General features: G+C 39.3%; 13 protein-coding genes and 1 tRNA gene. 12 read left to right on the forward strand and 2 right to left on the reverse strand.

What is annotated here, in order from left to right; translation table 11 throughout:
• Positions 1-41: 41 nt before the first annotated feature.
• The 3 genes from FYJ25_RS05050 to FYJ25_RS05060 all read left to right on the forward strand — a co-directional run bounded on the left by FYJ25_RS05050 (position 42) and on the right by FYJ25_RS05060 (position 3304).
• The gene (locus tag FYJ25_RS05050; RefSeq protein ID WP_154580714.1) at positions 42-902 is read left to right on the forward strand and encodes an SGNH/GDSL hydrolase family protein; all 861 of its coding nucleotides are present in this window, start codon (positions 42-44) and stop codon (positions 900-902) included.
• 78 nt (positions 903-980) lie between these two features.
• A complete protein-coding gene (locus tag FYJ25_RS05055) occupies positions 981-2438 on the forward strand; it encodes an Ig-like domain-containing protein (protein ID WP_154580715.1) in 1458 nt (485 codons plus the stop codon).
• A gap of 29 nt (positions 2439-2467) precedes the next feature.
• Positions 2468-3304 carry a C39 family peptidase gene (locus FYJ25_RS05060; protein WP_167513774.1) on the forward strand — a complete coding sequence of 279 codons (837 nt, stop codon included), beginning with the start codon at positions 2468-2470 and terminating at the stop codon, positions 3302-3304.
• A 5-nt stretch (positions 3305-3309) separates the two neighbouring features.
• Here FYJ25_RS05060 and FYJ25_RS05065 read toward each other — a convergent pair whose 3' ends face one another.
• Positions 3310-4341 (reverse strand): LacI family DNA-binding transcriptional regulator, encoded by a 1032-nt coding sequence (locus FYJ25_RS05065; RefSeq protein WP_154580717.1) that lies wholly within the window; start codon positions 4339-4341, stop codon positions 3310-3312.
• A gap of 232 nt (positions 4342-4573) precedes the next feature.
• On the opposite strand from FYJ25_RS05065, the gene FYJ25_RS05070 reads away from it, so the two are divergent.
• From FYJ25_RS05070 to FYJ25_RS05110, 9 genes are all read left to right on the forward strand, one after another.
• Positions 4574-5581 (forward strand): aliphatic sulfonate ABC transporter substrate-binding protein, encoded by a 1008-nt coding sequence (locus FYJ25_RS05070; protein ID WP_154580718.1) that lies wholly within the window; start codon positions 4574-4576, stop codon positions 5579-5581.
• 47 nt (positions 5582-5628) lie between these two features.
• Entirely contained in the window at positions 5629-6372 is a 744-nt protein-coding gene (locus tag FYJ25_RS05075; RefSeq protein WP_021906872.1) for an ABC transporter ATP-binding protein, read from the forward strand.
• Positions 6372-7157 (forward strand): ABC transporter permease, encoded by a 786-nt coding sequence (locus tag FYJ25_RS05080; RefSeq protein WP_154580719.1) that lies wholly within the window; start codon positions 6372-6374, stop codon positions 7155-7157. Before FYJ25_RS05075 ends, FYJ25_RS05080 begins: the two co-directional genes overlap by 1 nt.
• A gap of 149 nt (positions 7158-7306) precedes the next feature.
• Positions 7307-9469: a DNA topoisomerase III gene (locus tag FYJ25_RS05085; protein WP_154580720.1), complete on the forward strand. Its 2163-nt coding sequence runs from the start codon at positions 7307-7309 to the stop codon at positions 9467-9469.
• Positions 9470-9516: 47 nt separating this feature from the next.
• Positions 9517-11010 carry a C39 family peptidase gene (locus FYJ25_RS05090; protein WP_096238891.1) on the forward strand — a complete coding sequence of 498 codons (1494 nt, stop codon included), beginning with the start codon at positions 9517-9519 and terminating at the stop codon, positions 11008-11010.
• Positions 11011-11106: 96 nt separating this feature from the next.
• Positions 11107-12816, forward strand: a complete 1710-nt coding sequence (locus FYJ25_RS05095; protein WP_154580721.1) for an ABC-ATPase domain-containing protein — start codon at positions 11107-11109, stop codon at positions 12814-12816.
• A 98-nt stretch (positions 12817-12914) separates the two neighbouring features.
• Complete coding sequence (locus FYJ25_RS05100) at positions 12915-14027, forward strand: FKBP-type peptidyl-prolyl cis-trans isomerase (RefSeq protein ID WP_096238892.1); 1113 nt, start codon at positions 12915-12917, stop codon at positions 14025-14027.
• Between the two features lie 122 nt (positions 14028-14149).
• Positions 14150-14234 (forward strand) — tRNA-Leu (locus tag FYJ25_RS05105).
• A 127-nt stretch (positions 14235-14361) separates the two neighbouring features.
• Positions 14362-14931, forward strand: a complete 570-nt coding sequence (locus FYJ25_RS05110; protein ID WP_154580722.1) for a hypothetical protein — start codon at positions 14362-14364, stop codon at positions 14929-14931.
• An 18-nt stretch (positions 14932-14949) separates the two neighbouring features.
• Here FYJ25_RS05110 and FYJ25_RS05115 read toward each other — a convergent pair whose 3' ends face one another.
• Positions 14950-16461, reverse strand: a complete 1512-nt coding sequence (locus tag FYJ25_RS05115) for a recombinase family protein (RefSeq protein ID WP_002575864.1) — start codon at positions 16459-16461, stop codon at positions 14950-14952.
• Positions 16462-16537: the final 76 nt, after the last annotated feature.

The raw sequence follows: 16537 nt of genomic DNA on the forward strand, positions 1-16537 counted from the left end.
AAAACGATGTACCAGATGAATAAGACAGGAAGGAAGGCATTATGAAGAAAAGTTTATTAACAAAGGTAATGGCATTAGCTATGGCAGCAGTTATGTTATTTAGTTTCAATACGACATCACAGGCTGCTGCAAAGAAAAATATTGATACAAACGATACGATTTCATTATGGGTGGGAGATTCCCGAACCGTTCTCATCTATCAGGACATGAATATGAGAGCCCCAAATGGAACAAAATATCGCAATAAAGCACGAGTAGAGGGCAAATATCTTATGCTCAAGTATCGTGACTGTTATGCAGGACGAGGAACCGGATATAATCTGGTGCGTGGAGGAAGAACGAGAATACAGAACGTAGCAAGAAAAGCTGGTCGTCAGAATATTGTCTTTGCCTCCGGAGTAAATGATATTTATAATCCACAGGTAAGTCCGTTTAGATCCTATGTAGGTGGTGGACGAGTAGCTCCGGCAAGTCCGGAAACACTTGCTACAGAGTACTGGAAGTTATATGAGAGTTTTATCAGTAAATATCCAGAAGATCATTTTTATCTTCTTTCTGTTAACCCGGTATACTGTACGCTTCGTTACAGAGGAAATACGGTAACAAACAGCAAAGTCATTCGTTTTAATAAGACATTACGTAAGCTTGTTAAAAAGTCCGGTTATAAGAATGTAACATATGTGGATACTTATAAGAATGTATTCCAGAAAAACGGATGGGTTCATAAGAAGAGTGCATATCGTTACGCTATTAAGTACAGAAAGATGAATGTGCGCTATATGAGAGAAAGTTCCAGCTATCAGTTACATTACACCGATTCAGTAGATAAAAAGCTTTTTAAATATGTAAATGACTTTATTAAAAATGATATGAATATTAGCAAAGATATAAAGCAGAATTAATTACGGTTATTGCGGAAGATAAAAAGTAGCTTGTTGTAGTTAAGTATTCTTGAATTTATCAGGAGGAGGGTAACAGTTATGAGAAAACATAAAAAGTTATATACGCTATTAACAGTGTTGCTATTAACGTTTACGATGTTCATTCAGTTTAGTTGTTCTTCTGAGGGAGCAACCCGGCTGAGTGAGACAAATATAGTGATGACAGCAGGAACAAATAAGAAGTTGAAATTACGGCAGGCAAGGGGGAAAGTTGAATGGTCTTCCAGTAATAAAAATATAGTTTCTGTAAATGAAAAAGGCAGAATATACGCATTGAAAGGTGGAACAGCCTATATTAAAGCAAGGACGAAAAAGAAAACATATAAATGCAAAGTTGTAGTTGTAGGATTTAATAAAGAAAAGTTAACTTTGTCTAAAAAGAAAAAGTTTACTTTAAAAGTAAGAAATTCAAAAGCAAGGAAATGGTATTCCCGTAATAAAAAGATTGCGACAGTTACTTCAAAGGGTGTTGTAAAGGCTAAGAAAAGTGGAAAGACTACGATTGTTTGTGTGACTCGTACCGGAAGAAAGATTAAATGTAAGGTGTATGTACCAAAACTTGAAAACGCAAGTACAAAGATGGTTGTGGAAACAACAAGAGAAGTTGAAGTAGTTAATACAGCTAATGTATGTCGCTGGTCTTCTTCGTCCGGTCAGGTTGCCGCTGTTGACAATAACGGAACAGTACAGGCTTTAAAAGCAGGAAAAACAACGATTAAATGTAAAACAGGTAATGCTGTTTTAGAGTATGACCTGACGGTCATTAATCCAAATAATCTTGTGACAAAGAGAGCAGATCTTCCAGACAATACAAAAGTAGATCAGATAGATGTTACAGTAACAGGATATCCGAATAACCGAACATATTCTATTTATAAACAGAATGGAAGGGAAAATATAAGCAAAAAATTTCCTCATTATATGCAGGGACATGGATGTTCTGCTTCATCATTAACAACGGTACTTAGTGCTTATGCAGGAGTTACATATAAGCCGACCCGTATGATAGAAAAGATTGAGAAGAAGTACTTTGGAGACAAGTGGAAGAAGAATTACAGTAAGAGTCGTCCGATGCCAATCAGTTTATATGGAATGACGAAGATTCTTGAAGGCTATGGAGTAAGATATAAATATGTCAGAGATTTTTCAGACAGTCTGGCAAAGCAGGAAATTGAAGCACATTTAAGGACTGGTAATCCGGTAATCTTTGTTGTTGCTGCTAAGAGCCGAAAAGCTGGTGCAGTAGCGAACAAATGGACAAGCGGATATCACTGCATGACAATGCTTGGAATGACAGATACAGGAAAAGTAATTGTAGCAGACTCCGTAGACCGTTCTACTAAAACTTTTGGAAATAACCAGAGAATAAAGTATGCATCACTTGGAGAATTGATTGGCTATATGTTCCCATGTACCAATACGACATCCACATCAATATACTGGGGTGGTAAGGCAAGTAGCGGCGGTTACATTTTAATTAATCCGCAGAATCAATAAAGTACATCAGATAGAAAATGAGGATAGACATGAAAACAAAAAAGAAAATAAGAATGAAAACAAGAATGAAAAAAGCAATCACATTCATGCTTACAATGTTCATTCTGACAGCAGTACTTCCGGTAAATATACAGGCGAAGTCAGTAACGACACCAGTCTCACAGCTCCCGGAAAAGTCAGATGTAGGACAGATTACAGTTACTGTTAATTCGGAGAATGGTACAAGAAAGTATACTGTTTTCGGACAGCATAAAAATCCATGGAAAAAGACGAAATACCTTGATATGCATGGATGCGCGGTTTCTTCTTTGACAGCAGTACTTTCTGCTTATTCTAAAAAATACAGGAAATATACACCTGTTCAGGTGAAAAATATTGTAGAAAAGAAAGCACTAGGAACAGCTGTCTGGAAGCGCAATTACAGCAAACCGGTATTAAGACAGATGCCAATTTCGATGTATGGAATTTCAAAAGTACTGAATTATGCCGGTATCAAAACAAAGTATGTACGTACCTTTACTAATAAAAAGGCAGAAAAACAGATATTAAAGCATCTTAAGACAGGGAATGCGGTAGTGATCGAAGCGAATAACCGAACACAGATAAATGGCCGTTTCAGTGCCAGAACAACCAGAAGATGGGCTCTTGGAAAGCATACAATGGTTCTGCTGGGACTCACCGATGATGGAAGAGTTATCGTAGCAGATTCTGCGCAGAGAACCTGGTCTAAGAAGAAGCAGAGGATCAAATATACTACAGTAAAAGAAATTGTAAAATATCTGATTCCATGTAAATCTTCAGCTAGAACTTACTATTTCTCCAGTACCGCAGCTTCTGGGGGATATGTGTTGGTAAATACGAAATAACCCTGTTAATGCGGAGAAATAGAACAGCTTTCTCTGACAAGCAGCTTACATGGAAGCTCAATTCTTGCAGCACTATTATGTCCATTATGGATTCTGTCAAGAAGGAGCTTCACAGCATGGTGCGCCATTTCTTCTTTTGGAATATCAATGGTAGTCAGCATTGGTTTTGTCTGCTCTGATTCCCGAATATTATCAATAGAGATGATAGAAGGAACATATCCTTTTTTTCTACGATGCCGCAGACAGTCAAATACGCCAAGTGCTGTGCTGTCATTTGCACAGAAGATGGCAGTAGGAAGGGAATCTCGTTGTAGAATGAGCTCCATTGTTTTCATTCCTTCCTCGCGGGTCTGGCTTGTTGGATAGATATTTGAGTAGTCAAGAGGAAGGCTGTGTGAAATTAAAGATTGATAATAACCGATATATCTCGCCTCATAGGAGCAATCTCCTATGTAGGCGATTTTTTTATGCCCAAGAGAAATGAGATAATTCATAGCGGTGATAGCTGCATTGGTTCCGTTACAGATTACTTCATCGTAGGCAAAATCCGTTGGGTTACGGTCAATTCCAACGATATTATGATAATGATTTTGCAGAGGAGAAATAAGTTCGGAAGGACATTTTCCGAGAAGAATGATTCCATCCGCATGTTTGTCGGTAGCAGAAAAAGAAGACTTTTCATTTAACATAGAAGTAACTTCCGGAAGAGTGAGGAACTTTCCAATGACACATTGCTGGCGTAAAAGTTCTTTTTTTAGAAACTCAAAAAGTTCGCTGAAAAATAAATCTTGAGAGAGTGAGGGAAAACGAGTAAGAAAAATATCAAAAGTCATTGCTTTTTCTTCTGTCCGCGCCAGACTGGTTCCGGATTTTAAGGTTTGAGCAGCAGTGTTTGGTGTATAACGGATTTCCTGCGCGGCAGCCCAGATACGGGATTCCAGCTCAGGATTTTTGCATTTATAATCCGGTTGATTTAAGACTCTTGAAACAGTAGATACTGAAGTGCCGGCAATGCGGGCTATTTCTTTTAAAGACATAAAAACCTCCTGATAACGTTATCAAAAATATTATAAAAATAGAATAAAAAAATCATCTGTATATCAGTTTATTATAAAAAATATGTTGTAAAAAATCAATTTATTCAAAAAGATAACGTTATCAAAAAATGGTATTGTTGTTAAGGCATTTTTCGAATAATATAAATACAACACATGTGAGAGCAAGAAGAACTGATGTCAGGCAGAAAAATCAAAGAAAGGACGAAAAGGTATGAGACGGAATATAAAGAAGATTTTTATGGTGGCAGGAGTAGTAGCAATGATAGCGGGGCTTACAGGATGCGGAACAAAGAAGAGCGCAGGAAAAACAACAGAAATTAATGTGGGTTATTTTAATAATGTAACACATGCACAGGCTCTTTATATGAAAGCACAGGGAACACTTGATAAAGCATTTGACGGAAAGGCAGCAGTGAAATGGACTTCCTTTAATGCAGGTCCTTCTGAAGTGGAAGCATTATTTTCAGGAAATATCGATATTGGATATATTGGACCGGTTCCGGCGATCAGTGCCAATGTAAAGTCAAAGGGAGATGTGAGTCTGATATCTGGAGCTTCTCAGGCAGGAGCGGAACTGGTAAAAGCACCCGGTTCGGATATTAAATCTGCAAAAGATTTAGATGGAAAGACGGTAGCGATACCGCAGATTGGAAATACACAGCATTTGTGCCTTTTAAAGCTGCTTTCAGATAATGGTTTAAAAACAGTAGAAGAAGGTGGCACAGTTACGGTAACGGCTGTAGAAAATGCAGATGTTCAGAACATGATGGATCAGGGAAATATAGATGCAGCACTTGTTCCGGAACCATGGGGTTCTACACTTGTAAAGAACGGAGCAGAAATCGTTCTCGATTATAATCAGGTTTATATGGAAGGCAATTATCCAGTAGCGGTAGTTGTTGTGAGAAATGAATTTTTAAAGGAGCATCCGGACTTAGTAAAAGAATTTTTAAGACAACATGAGGAAGCGACAGATGCAATTAATCAAAATGTAGACAAAGCAGCGGAGATTATCAACAATGAGATTAATGCAGCAACAGGAAAATCACTAAGTGCGGACATTTTAAAGACAGCATTTCAGAAACTTACGATTTCAACAGATGTAAATAAAGATGCAGTTGATGATTTTGCAGCAATTTCACTTGAGCAGAAATTTATCGATCAGAAACCATCAGATGATTTTATCTCTGTAGAGGAGACAAACACATCTGCAAAATGATGGATATAACAATGTTTTGAAGAATGGCATTTTAAAGGAGACAGAGCATGGCATTATTATTAAAAAATGTAGGAAAAACCTTTGAAAATACAGGGCAGGCTACTTTAAAAAATATAAATCTTGAAATAAAACCGGGAGAGTTCCTCTGTGTAGTTGGGAAAAGCGGATGCGGCAAAAGTACGCTGCTGAATCTGATTGCAGGTCTGGAAAAACCGACAGAAGGAAAAATTCTTTTAAATGGAAAAGAAGTGAAAGCACCCGGTTCGGAACGGACAGTGATGTTTCAGGAACACGCTCTGTTTCCATGGCTGAATGTAATTCAAAATATAAAGTTTGGAATGGAGATAAACGGAGTTCCAAAGAAAGAGCAGGATTACCGCGCGGAAAAGTATTTGAAAATGATGCAGCTTGAAGACTATAAAAATTATGCGATACATCAACTCTCCGGAGGTATGCGCCAGAGGGTAGCATTAGCAAGAGCATTTACAATGGATTCAGAAATTTTACTGATGGATGAACCCTTTTCCGCACTTGATAAACAAACATCAAACCATTTAAGACAGGAACTGCAGGATATATGGATGAAAACACATAAAACAATATTTTTTATTACACACAGTGTAGAAGAAGCGGTTTATCTTGGAGACAGAGTTGTAGTAATGTCAGGAGAAGACGGCGGAATCAAAAATATTGTACCGATAGAGTTAGATAGACCAAGGCATGTCTATAACGAGGACTTCATTGCCTATCGACATAAAATATTAGAAGAGATACAGGGAGGGGATTACTGATGAAAAAAATATGGAAATCCAATATAACAGGAGAAATACTGTTCCTTCTTGGTGTTATTCTTTTATGGCAGATTTTATATATGATCGGTGTTGACGGACTTGGAATATGGAAATCCTATGCGATGCCGTCACCAAGTGGTGTGTGGAATTCATTTACGGAAATGATAAAACAGGGAACCTTGCTATCGGCAATTGGGAACAGTTTACTGCGCGGGGCAATAGGATATATTCTTTCCCTTATGATCGGAGAGGTTATCGGAGTATTTATGAATCATTTTTCATTTTTACATAAAAATTTAAGACCTCTGATTATGGGAATACAAACACTGCCAAGTATTTGCTGGGTACCATTTTCTATCTTATGGTTTGGATTAACACAGACAGCAATCATCTTTGTAGTAATTATGGGATCTGCATTCAGTATGGCAATCGCCGTAGACAATGCGATACTAAACGTCCCTCCAATCTATAAAAAAGCAGCGCTTACAATGGGGGCAGATCAAAAACAAATTTATTGGAAAGTTATATTTCCCGCAAGCCTTCCGGAATTAATATCAGGTATGAAACAAGGCTGGTCATTTGCATGGCGCGCATTAATGAGTGGAGAAGTAATGACGACATCCATCGGACTTGGCCAGACATTAATGACAGGGAGAAATCTTGCAGACATCAATCAGGTTATGCTCGTCATGGTAGTTATTGTGGTAGTTGGAATCGTGATTGATCAGGTGATCTTTCATAACCTGGAAAAAAGAATACTAAGAAAAAGAGGATTGACAATTTAGCAAAATACAGAAATGAAAAAGGACAGGGATTATCACTGCAATCCCTATCCTTTTTTCGTTTCGTTTATTTGCAACCCATTTCCTGTTCTGTTATACTAGAAAATAACTTTAGGACAGTACATAATGTATGAAATGGAGATTATTATAGAATGAAAAAATTAGTAATTGCAGAGAAACCGTCTGTTGGACGAGATATTGCCCGCGTGCTTGGCTGTAAGCAGCAGGGGAAGAAATATATTGAAGGTAATGAATATATTATTACCTGGGGACTGGGGCATCTGGTGACACTGGCAGACCCGGAAGGCTATGATAAGAAGTTAAAGACATGGAGAATGGAAGATCTTCCAATGATGCCGGAACGTTTTAAGCTAGTAGTTATACCACAGACAAGAGGGCAGTTTCAGGCAGTGAAGTCTTTGATCGAGCGAAAGGATGTTGGGGAAATTATTATCGCAACGGATGCCGGACGAGAGGGTGAACTGGTTGCGAGATGGATTCTTGCGAAGGCAGGGAATAAAAAGCCGTTGAAAAGATTATGGATTTCTTCTGTGACAGATAAAGCAATTCGTGAAGGATTTGCACATCTTAAGAATGCGAAAGAGTATGAGAATCTTTATCATGCTGCAACGGCGAGAGCGGAGTCCGACTGGCTGGTGGGAATGAATGCAACGCGAGCGTTGACTTGTAAGTATAATGCACAGCTTTCCTGTGGAAGGGTGCAGACACCGACTTTGGCAATGATTGCAGCAAGGGAGGAAGAAATCAGACATTTTACACCGAAGCCGTATTATGGTTTACAGCTTATTGGTAAGGGAGTTACATTTACCTGGAAAGATAAAAAGTCCGGAAGTGCGGCAACATTTTCCAGAGAAAAAAATGAAGAAGTTTACAAAAAGATTTTAGGAAAGACAGCAGAGGTTATTGAAGTAAAAAAGACGAAAAAGACTTCACAGCCGGAGGGACTTTATGACTTGACCGATCTTTCAAGAGATGCGAATCAGCGCTTTGGTTTTTCTGCCAAACAGACATTAAATATTATGCAGAGCCTTTATGAACATCATAAGGTGCTGACTTATCCAAGAACAGATTCGAGATATTTGACAACGGATGTGGCAGAGACTCTGCGGGAACGTGTGGAGGCGATTGCAGTTGGTCCGTATAGAAGCTTTACTAATACAGTGCTGAAGGGAAAGATTACTCCGAAGAAATCTTTTGTTAATAATCAGAAAGTATCCGATCATCATGCGATCATTCCAACAGAACAGCCGGTTATCCTGGCACAGCTTTCAGTAGATGAGCGAAAGATTTTCGATCTTGTTGTTAGGAGATTCCTTGCAGTTTTATATCCTCCTTATGAGTATGAACAGACGAAGATTACCATACAATGTGAAGGGGAAACATTTTTTGCTGAAGGAAATGTTCCATTAAACAGGGGATACAAAGAAGTAACTGCGCCGGAAGGAGATGAGAATGGAAAGGTATTTCCATCTTTAAAAGAAGGCGAAGTAATCGGGGAATTTACTTTGAAAAAAACCGAAGGAAAGACAAAACCGCCGGCGAGATTTACAGAAGGAACGTTATTGAAAGCGATGGAGAATCCAGTAAAATATATGCAGCAAAAGGATGCAAAAGCAGCAAAAACGTTACAGGAAACCGGTGGACTTGGAACGGTTGCAACAAGGGCAGATATTATTGATAAGCTGTTTGGCAGCTATCTTATTGAAAAAAAGGATAATGAAATATTTATTACAGGTAAGGCAAAACAGCTGTTGTCTCTTGTGCCGGAAGATTTAAAGAAGCCAGAACTTACCGCTGAGTGGGAATCGAGGTTATCTGCGATTGCAAAAGGTAAGGCAAGTGATAGAAAGTTCATGAAAGAAATTGAAACATACACAAAAGAACTGATGAAACAGATCCAGAATGGAACAGGAACTTTCCGTCATGATAATCTGACGAATAAAGTTTGTCCGGAGTGTGGAAAGCGTCTTCTTTTAGTAAATGGTAAACAGGGTAAGCTCTATGTCTGTCAGGATAGAGAGTGTGGATACAAGGAACGGATTTCCCGAATGACAAATGCTCGTTGTCCGGTTTGTCATAAAAAGATGGAACTGATCGGAGCAAAAGAGAATCAGAAGTTTGTATGTTCTTGTGGGCATAAAGAATCGATGCAGGCATTTGAAAACCGCCGAAAGAAAGAAGGAGCCGGTGTTTCTAAAAAAGATGTGGCAAATTATATGAAAAAAATGAAGAAAGAAGAAAAACAGCCACTGAATAATGCACTTGCAGATGCGCTGGCAAACCTGAAGTTATAGGATACAGCCAGTACGGAAGTGAGTAAATAAAAATGAGGATTTAATTTATGAGTATAAAAAGAGTGATTTTAACTTCTTTATTTTGTGTAGCAATGTTATTTGCAGCAGGAAAAAAAGCAGAGGCAGCTTTTCCTTATGATATGGAGCAAAAGCCAGTAATGGCAGCCTCTATAAAGAGCGAAAAAGTATCTGTTTATGAAGATGTATCACTGAAAAAGTTGTTAAAGGAAGTGAACGGCAGCAAGCTAAACATAGAGGCATACAGAGTCAGTGGAAAAAGTATTTACGGAAAGTATACAAGTGGAAAGGAATCTGGTTTCGGCTGGTTTTCCCTTGATACTTTTGTAGTCGATCCTGATTATAAAAATGTGTATGCAACAGTACGAGACGGGATGTACATTTATACGAATCGAAGTTTTTCAAAGGTACAGACAACGATTAAAAAGTATAGTGGGATTATCGTCATCAGTAAAAAAGATGGGGACCGTCAGGTGATTTGCGATAAAAAAGATCATTATGAGATTGGATGGATGACCGCTGGGGCATTTTCTAATACATTGCTTTATGACGGAAGAGAAAAACAGACAGTAGCAGATGGCATCTATGAATTTGGATGTGGATATCAGGATGATAAAAACGGCGGAGCAAAAGATCAGACAGAAATGGAAGGCTATCAGAAGTACACATTTAAGATAATGCATATTACACAGAATAAATACTATATTCAAAATACAGAAGATGGAAAGTATTTATCTGTGGTATTTCAGAGTGTTTCAAGGGAAAATGCAGCGAAGGGGAAAAAGGGAAGTTATAAACTTTGTTGGACAGAAAAACCAGAAGAAGTACGAGGGCGGTTTGAATTGCAGCGATTAAATGGAGCCTATACGATTCAGAATGTGTCGAGTAAGCGTTTCCTTGCGGAAGAAAAAGATTCTGCAGATTCTGTGAGCTTGACACTTTTCACAGGAAGAAGTGATATAGGGAGTCACTGGCGGATTCATGCGACACAAAAGATGAGTAATACAAAGAAGCCATTTGTCATTACCCAATATGATCCGGAGTGGTGTGCGACACCATATGGCGGAGGTGGATGTATGGGAACTGCAGGCTGTGGAATTCTTGCAACAGTAAATGCTGTTTACGCATTGAACGGTCAGTATATGGATGTAATGGAGCTTGCCAATTATGCAGTGAAGAAAAATTACCGTATTGTCGGAAGCGGAACAGATGATGGTATTTTTAAGGCAGCAGCAAAGAAATACGGAAAAAAATATGGATTTGCCTGGGATGGTGGAAGTGGAAGCATCGACGTTTTAAAGAAAAAGCTTAAGGCAGGAGATACAGCAATCGTTCATGTACAGGGACATTATGTTTGTATTTCTGATTATAATAAAAAAACAAAGAAATATCTTTTACTGGATTCCAATTATCTGCCAAAACGTGCAACTTCCGCTTTTGGTGATTGGATTAAAGTAGACAGACTTTTATCCGGGGCATTAGAATCCCAGTATTTTTATTTCTTTAAACTTAGTGAAAAGTAATGATGAAGTAGAAGCGATGTAGTGGAGCAGGTATTCGGGATATGATTTTGAGAACGAAGTCTGTAGAGTGAAAATACGAAAAGCAGGGAAATGAATATGAAGAATAAAGAAGATTTAAAAAAGGAACTGATCAAAATCGATCATAAAAGTTACGGAATGTATAAAACGCTTGGAGGTAGTTACAGTTACGGAAATTATATTTTGCATATAGATCATGTACAGGGAGATCCCTTTGCTTCTCCTTCCAGACTTCGTTTTGAAGTGAAGAAGGAAACGCATGGATTTCCGGAAGAGTATTATGAAGAAAAACATCGCAGACTGGCATTAGAAGATCAAGTGCTGCGCCGGTTTTTAAGGCAGCTTCGTCAATTAGATAAAGGATCTATGGGTTCTGGTAAGAGCGGAAGAATTACGACCTGTCCGGCAAATCAGACGGTGCAGGAAAGAATCGCGGTTGTTTTTTCTAAGGATAGAATGGAACTTCGTTTTGAAATGGGATTTCCGGCGAGAGGAAGAACAATTATGGCAAAAGAGATGCAAAAACTTGTTTTTGATATTTTGCCGGAACTGGCAGAAAGCTGTTTGTTTTATCGTAAATGGGATACAAAGAGTAAGAGCTTTTTGGAAAAAGCTGTTTCTCTTGCAGACGATCAAAAGGAATTACGCCGGCAGCTAAAAGAAAGAGGATTGATAGGTTTTGTGGCAAACGGTGCAATATTACCAAGAGAAAGTGGCATTTCCGATCGTCCAATGCGGGATGCAGTGCCATTTATTTCACCGGAATCCTTACAGATTGAAATAGAGCTTCCACATAAAGGAAAGATGATCGGAATGGGGATTCCTAAAGGAATTACTGTTATCGTAGGTGGCGGTTATCATGGAAAGTCTACATTATTAAAAGCGTTAGAACAGGGAGTATATAATCATATTGCAGGAGATGGGAGAGAATATGTCGTAGCAGATGCTACAGGAATGAAAATCCGGGCAGAAGACGGCAGAAGTATTTTGCATACAGATATTTCTTTGTTTATTAATCATCTTCCTGCCGGACAGGATACCGTAGATTTTTCTTCGGAAAATGCAAGCGGAAGTACTTCTCAGGCGGCCAATCTGATAGAAGCCATGGAAGCTGGAGCAGAATTGCTGCTCTTAGATGAAGACACCTCTGCAACGAATTTTATGATTCGGGATAAAGTGATGGCAAAGTTAGTTTCTGATGAAAAAGAACCGATTACAACCTTACTTCGTCACATACGTGGAATTTATAAAACGATGGGAATTTCTTTTATCATTGTTGTAGGAAGTTCTGGAGATTATTTATCCGTAGCAGACCTTGTGCTTCAGCTAGATCATTATAAAGTAAAAGATGTTACAAAAGAAGCAAAGGAAATCTGCGAACAATGCCAGATTGCAGGGCAGTATGCGGAAAAAGAAGTTTGTATGCCGGAATTTTCCCGTAAATTAAAACCAATAAAATCTGCTAGAAGAAAGTTAAAATCAATGGGAACAGATACGGTGCTGATCGACAGGGAATCCATTGATGTGCGTTACTTAGAACAGCTTTCAGAAAGTGGACAGACAACAGCACTTGCCTATATGATGGGATGGATACTAGATCATGTAACAAAAGAAGAAGATATTCAGGAATTCATAGAAAATATGTATAAGCTTATCGAGAGAAAAGGAATGGCAGCGGTAATTCCTGCAAACTATTCTGCCGGACATCCCGTTCTTCCAAGAAAGCAGGAATTGTATGCCTGTCTTAGCAGATACAGAAGTGCCAAAATTGTAAAAAAATATATGTAGATTTTGTGAAAATGATTGAGAATAGAGTGAGATTAATGTAAAGTAGAATAAAGTAGGTGAAGGGTAAACTAACAATAAAAAAGGAGAATTTATAATTTATGATAAAGAGAAAGATATTTATTGCGACGGTATTGTTAGCATCTATGTGTATGGTGGGTGGATGTGCTACCTCAAAGTCCGGAGAAAAGGCTGCGGAAGCGACAACAGAAGCAGCTGCTACAACAGAGCAGACAACACCGGTAGAACTGAACGCTTCTGAATATGTGAAGCTTGGGCAATATGAAGGACTTACGATTAAAGGTTCTTCAACTAAGGTCACAGAACAGGAGATAGAAGATAAGATTGATGAACTGGCTGAAGAATATACAGATTACAAGGAGATTACCAGTCGTGATATTGTTCAGAAAGAAGATTATCTGAATATCGATTATGCAACAACGATTGATGGTAAGGAGAATGAAGATTATTCTGACAGCAGTATTGACATTCATTTAGGGGAAGGAAACCTGAATGTAGATGATGATGTCGATATAGACGAGAAGCTTGTAGGAAGTAAGGTTGGACAGGAAGTAGAGGTGGAATTTACATTTCCGGAAAGCTATGAAGATACTTCTGTAGCGGGAAAGAAGTGTCAGATGACAGTGACGATTAATGCAATAGAAAAAGAAGTTGTTCCGGAAATCACAGACTCCTTCATTAAAAAGAATACAGACTATTCTACATTAAAGGAATATAAACAACAGGTCAGAAAAGATCTTATTTCCGATAAGAAGACAGAAGCACAGCAGAATAATGAAGATGCGCTCTGGACAAAGATTATGGAGAATGTAACGCAGATTAAAGAGTTCTCGGAAGATGCAGTTAAGCAGGAAGTGAAAAATGTTAAAATAGAGAATAAAGAAATGGCAGAGTACTTTGGCATGAGCGTAAGTGACTTTATTGAGCAGTATAACGATATGTCAATCGAAGAATATGCCAAAGATTCGCTTAAGAGACAGTGCGTGCAGGATTTGTTAGTAGAAGCAAAGAATGTAACAGTAACAGATGAAGAATTGAATAAAGAGATACAGTATTATATTGACGAATTAGGCTACAAGGATAAAAAAGATGTTTTAGATACAATGCCGGAGGAAGAAATCCGTTCAGAATTACTGTATACCAATCTGATGACAGCATTATTAAAAGATACAAAGATTCAGAAAGCAGAATAGGGCCACAGTCAATCATGGAAAAGGAAATGAAAAAGAATAAAAGTAACGATAATTTTCAAATAAAATTAAAGTAAAAAATGCTTGCATTCATCTTTTGTTTATGATAGAATTAATATCCGTAAGCGGATATGGCGGAATTGGCAGACGCGCTAGATTCAGGTTCTAGTGAGCATTACGCTCATGCAAGTTCAAGTCTTGTTATCCGCAGCGTAAAACCATTATGATTCGTTATGAGTCATAATGGTTTTTTTTACAAAATTTTACGTATATATGATCATAATAAAAAAGTAAGACAGGCGTTATTATGTAAGATCTAGAAAGGGAGAGTGCACTTATGAGTAACTATATCACTACATATACGAGAAAGCATTTTGACCCTGTAAATCCTGAGCCAGTGAATATGGATATTAAAGACATTGCACATGCTCTTTCAATGATATGCAGAGGAAATGGACATGTCAGTTCTTTCTGGTCTGTAGGGGAGCATTGTATTTTATGTGCAAAGGAAGCGGCTGCAAAAGGATATGCAGATCGTTTAGTACTCGCTGCGCTTTTACATGATGCAAGCGAGTGTTATATGTCAGATGTGCCAAGGCAGTTAAAACAGAACATGAAGCAATATAAAGAGCAGGAGAATCATTTATTAGATGTGCTCTATACAAAGTTTTTAGGAACTCCGCTGAGCGAAGAAGAAGAAAAGCTTATAAAAGAAATTGATAATGCATTATTGTGGTATGATCTGAAGTATTTATTAGATGAGGAATTAGAGGAAAGGCAGCCGAAGCTTCATGTAGAGCCTGATTATACGGTAAGAGCATTTTCTGAGGTGGAAAAGGAATATTTAGAGATATTTAAACGATATAAAAGTACAGTTTACAAGGGACTACACAGGGTAGGTATCTGACGGGAGGGGTGCCGCCAGTCAGATTTTCCATGTGATGTTCAAGCTGTCGCTTGTGGCGGCTATGGTGGTGATCATCAAATCCACCACACGCCGCTTGTCATCAAAAGATACATTCTCCCAGGTATCGAGGTAGCCGGAAATCTGGCTGACCTGTTCCGGGCTGATGGCCTCCACAGTCAACTCCGCTATCCTTGCCAGAAGTTCCTGCTTGCGCCCGTCCAGTTCCGCTATCTTCACATTCACATAGGAGAACAGGACATTGTTTGCCCCCGTCAGACTGTCCACCAGCTTTTCAATCTCGCTGTCTACATGGGCAAGTTCCACTTGCAGGGCGGTGATTTTCGGGTTTGCCTTTGCCGCTTTCTTTTTTCCTGTCAGCGTCTTGTAGCTTGCCAGCTTCTTTACCATCTGCTGATAAACAACCGCTTCCAGTTCCGAAGTGATGATTTTCCCACAGCCAGGACAGCTTTTATTGTCCAGCCGTTTCGTGCAGCGGAGATACTGTTTGCCGGAGGGATTGTAGATACTCATAAGAGCATACCCGCAATTCCCGCACTTGATTTTTCCTGCCAGCCATGTGTGGGTGGCTTTCCGGGCAGACTGGATTTTCATGTTGTTCATCAGCTTCTTGCGGCAGGTCAGCCAGGTGTCGGAGGGGACGATACCCTCATGGGGAGCCAGTACCAGCATTTGGTCTTTTAAGTCGTTTTTCTTGCTGGCCTTTACATCTCGCCCTTGATACAGATAGCAGCCGTTCATGCCCGTAAAATCGGCAACGTCATTGACAATGACTGTACCTTGACTTTTGAAAAATTCGTACACATCAAGGTCTGCCTGCACATAGACAGGATTGCGTAACATCTGCGCCAGCGTGGGGCGTATCAGCTCTTTGCCATGGAACAAAATCCCCTGTTCGGCAAAGTACCGGGTAATGTCCCCGTAAGAAGTTGTGGGCTGGGCGTACATCTCAAACATCAGCCGGATATTGGCCGCTTCCTCCGGGTTTACCACCAGCTTCTTTGTGTTGATACCGTCCATCTTGATAGGCTCCGTATGGAAGCCGTAAGGGGCTTTCCCGCCCATCTTAAAGCCCCGCTGACTGCGGGAGTAGTAAGCGTCCGTTACCCGCTTCTGTATCGTTTCCCGTTCAAGCTGGGCGAACACGATACAGATATTCAGCATGGCCCGTCCCATCGGCGTGGAGGTATCAAACTTTTCCGTAGAGGACACAAACTCCACATTGTACTGCTGGAACAGCTCCATCATGTTGGCAAAGTCCAGAATGGAACGGCTGATACGGTCGAGCTTGTAAACCACGACCTTTGCAATCAAGCCCCGCTTGATGTCCCGCACCAGTTCTTGAAACTTCGGACGGTCTGTGTTCTTGCCGCTGTACCCTTTGTCTGTGTATTCCTTGCAGTTACCGCCTTTCAACTCGTATTTGCAAAATTCAATCTGGCTTTCAATGGAAATGCTGTCCTTTTTGTCTACCGATTGTCTTGCATAGATTGCGTCTATCCGATTGTTCATATTGTCGCTCCTTTTCTTAAAAAAGAAACGGAGCTGCTGACAGTTCTATTATACCGCCAGCAGCCCCGCAAATCAA

Origin of the sequence: Anaerobutyricum soehngenii (assembly GCF_009697165.1) — a bacterium.
In the GTDB taxonomy this organism is placed as follows: domain Bacteria; phylum Bacillota; class Clostridia; order Lachnospirales; family Lachnospiraceae; genus Anaerobutyricum; species Anaerobutyricum soehngenii.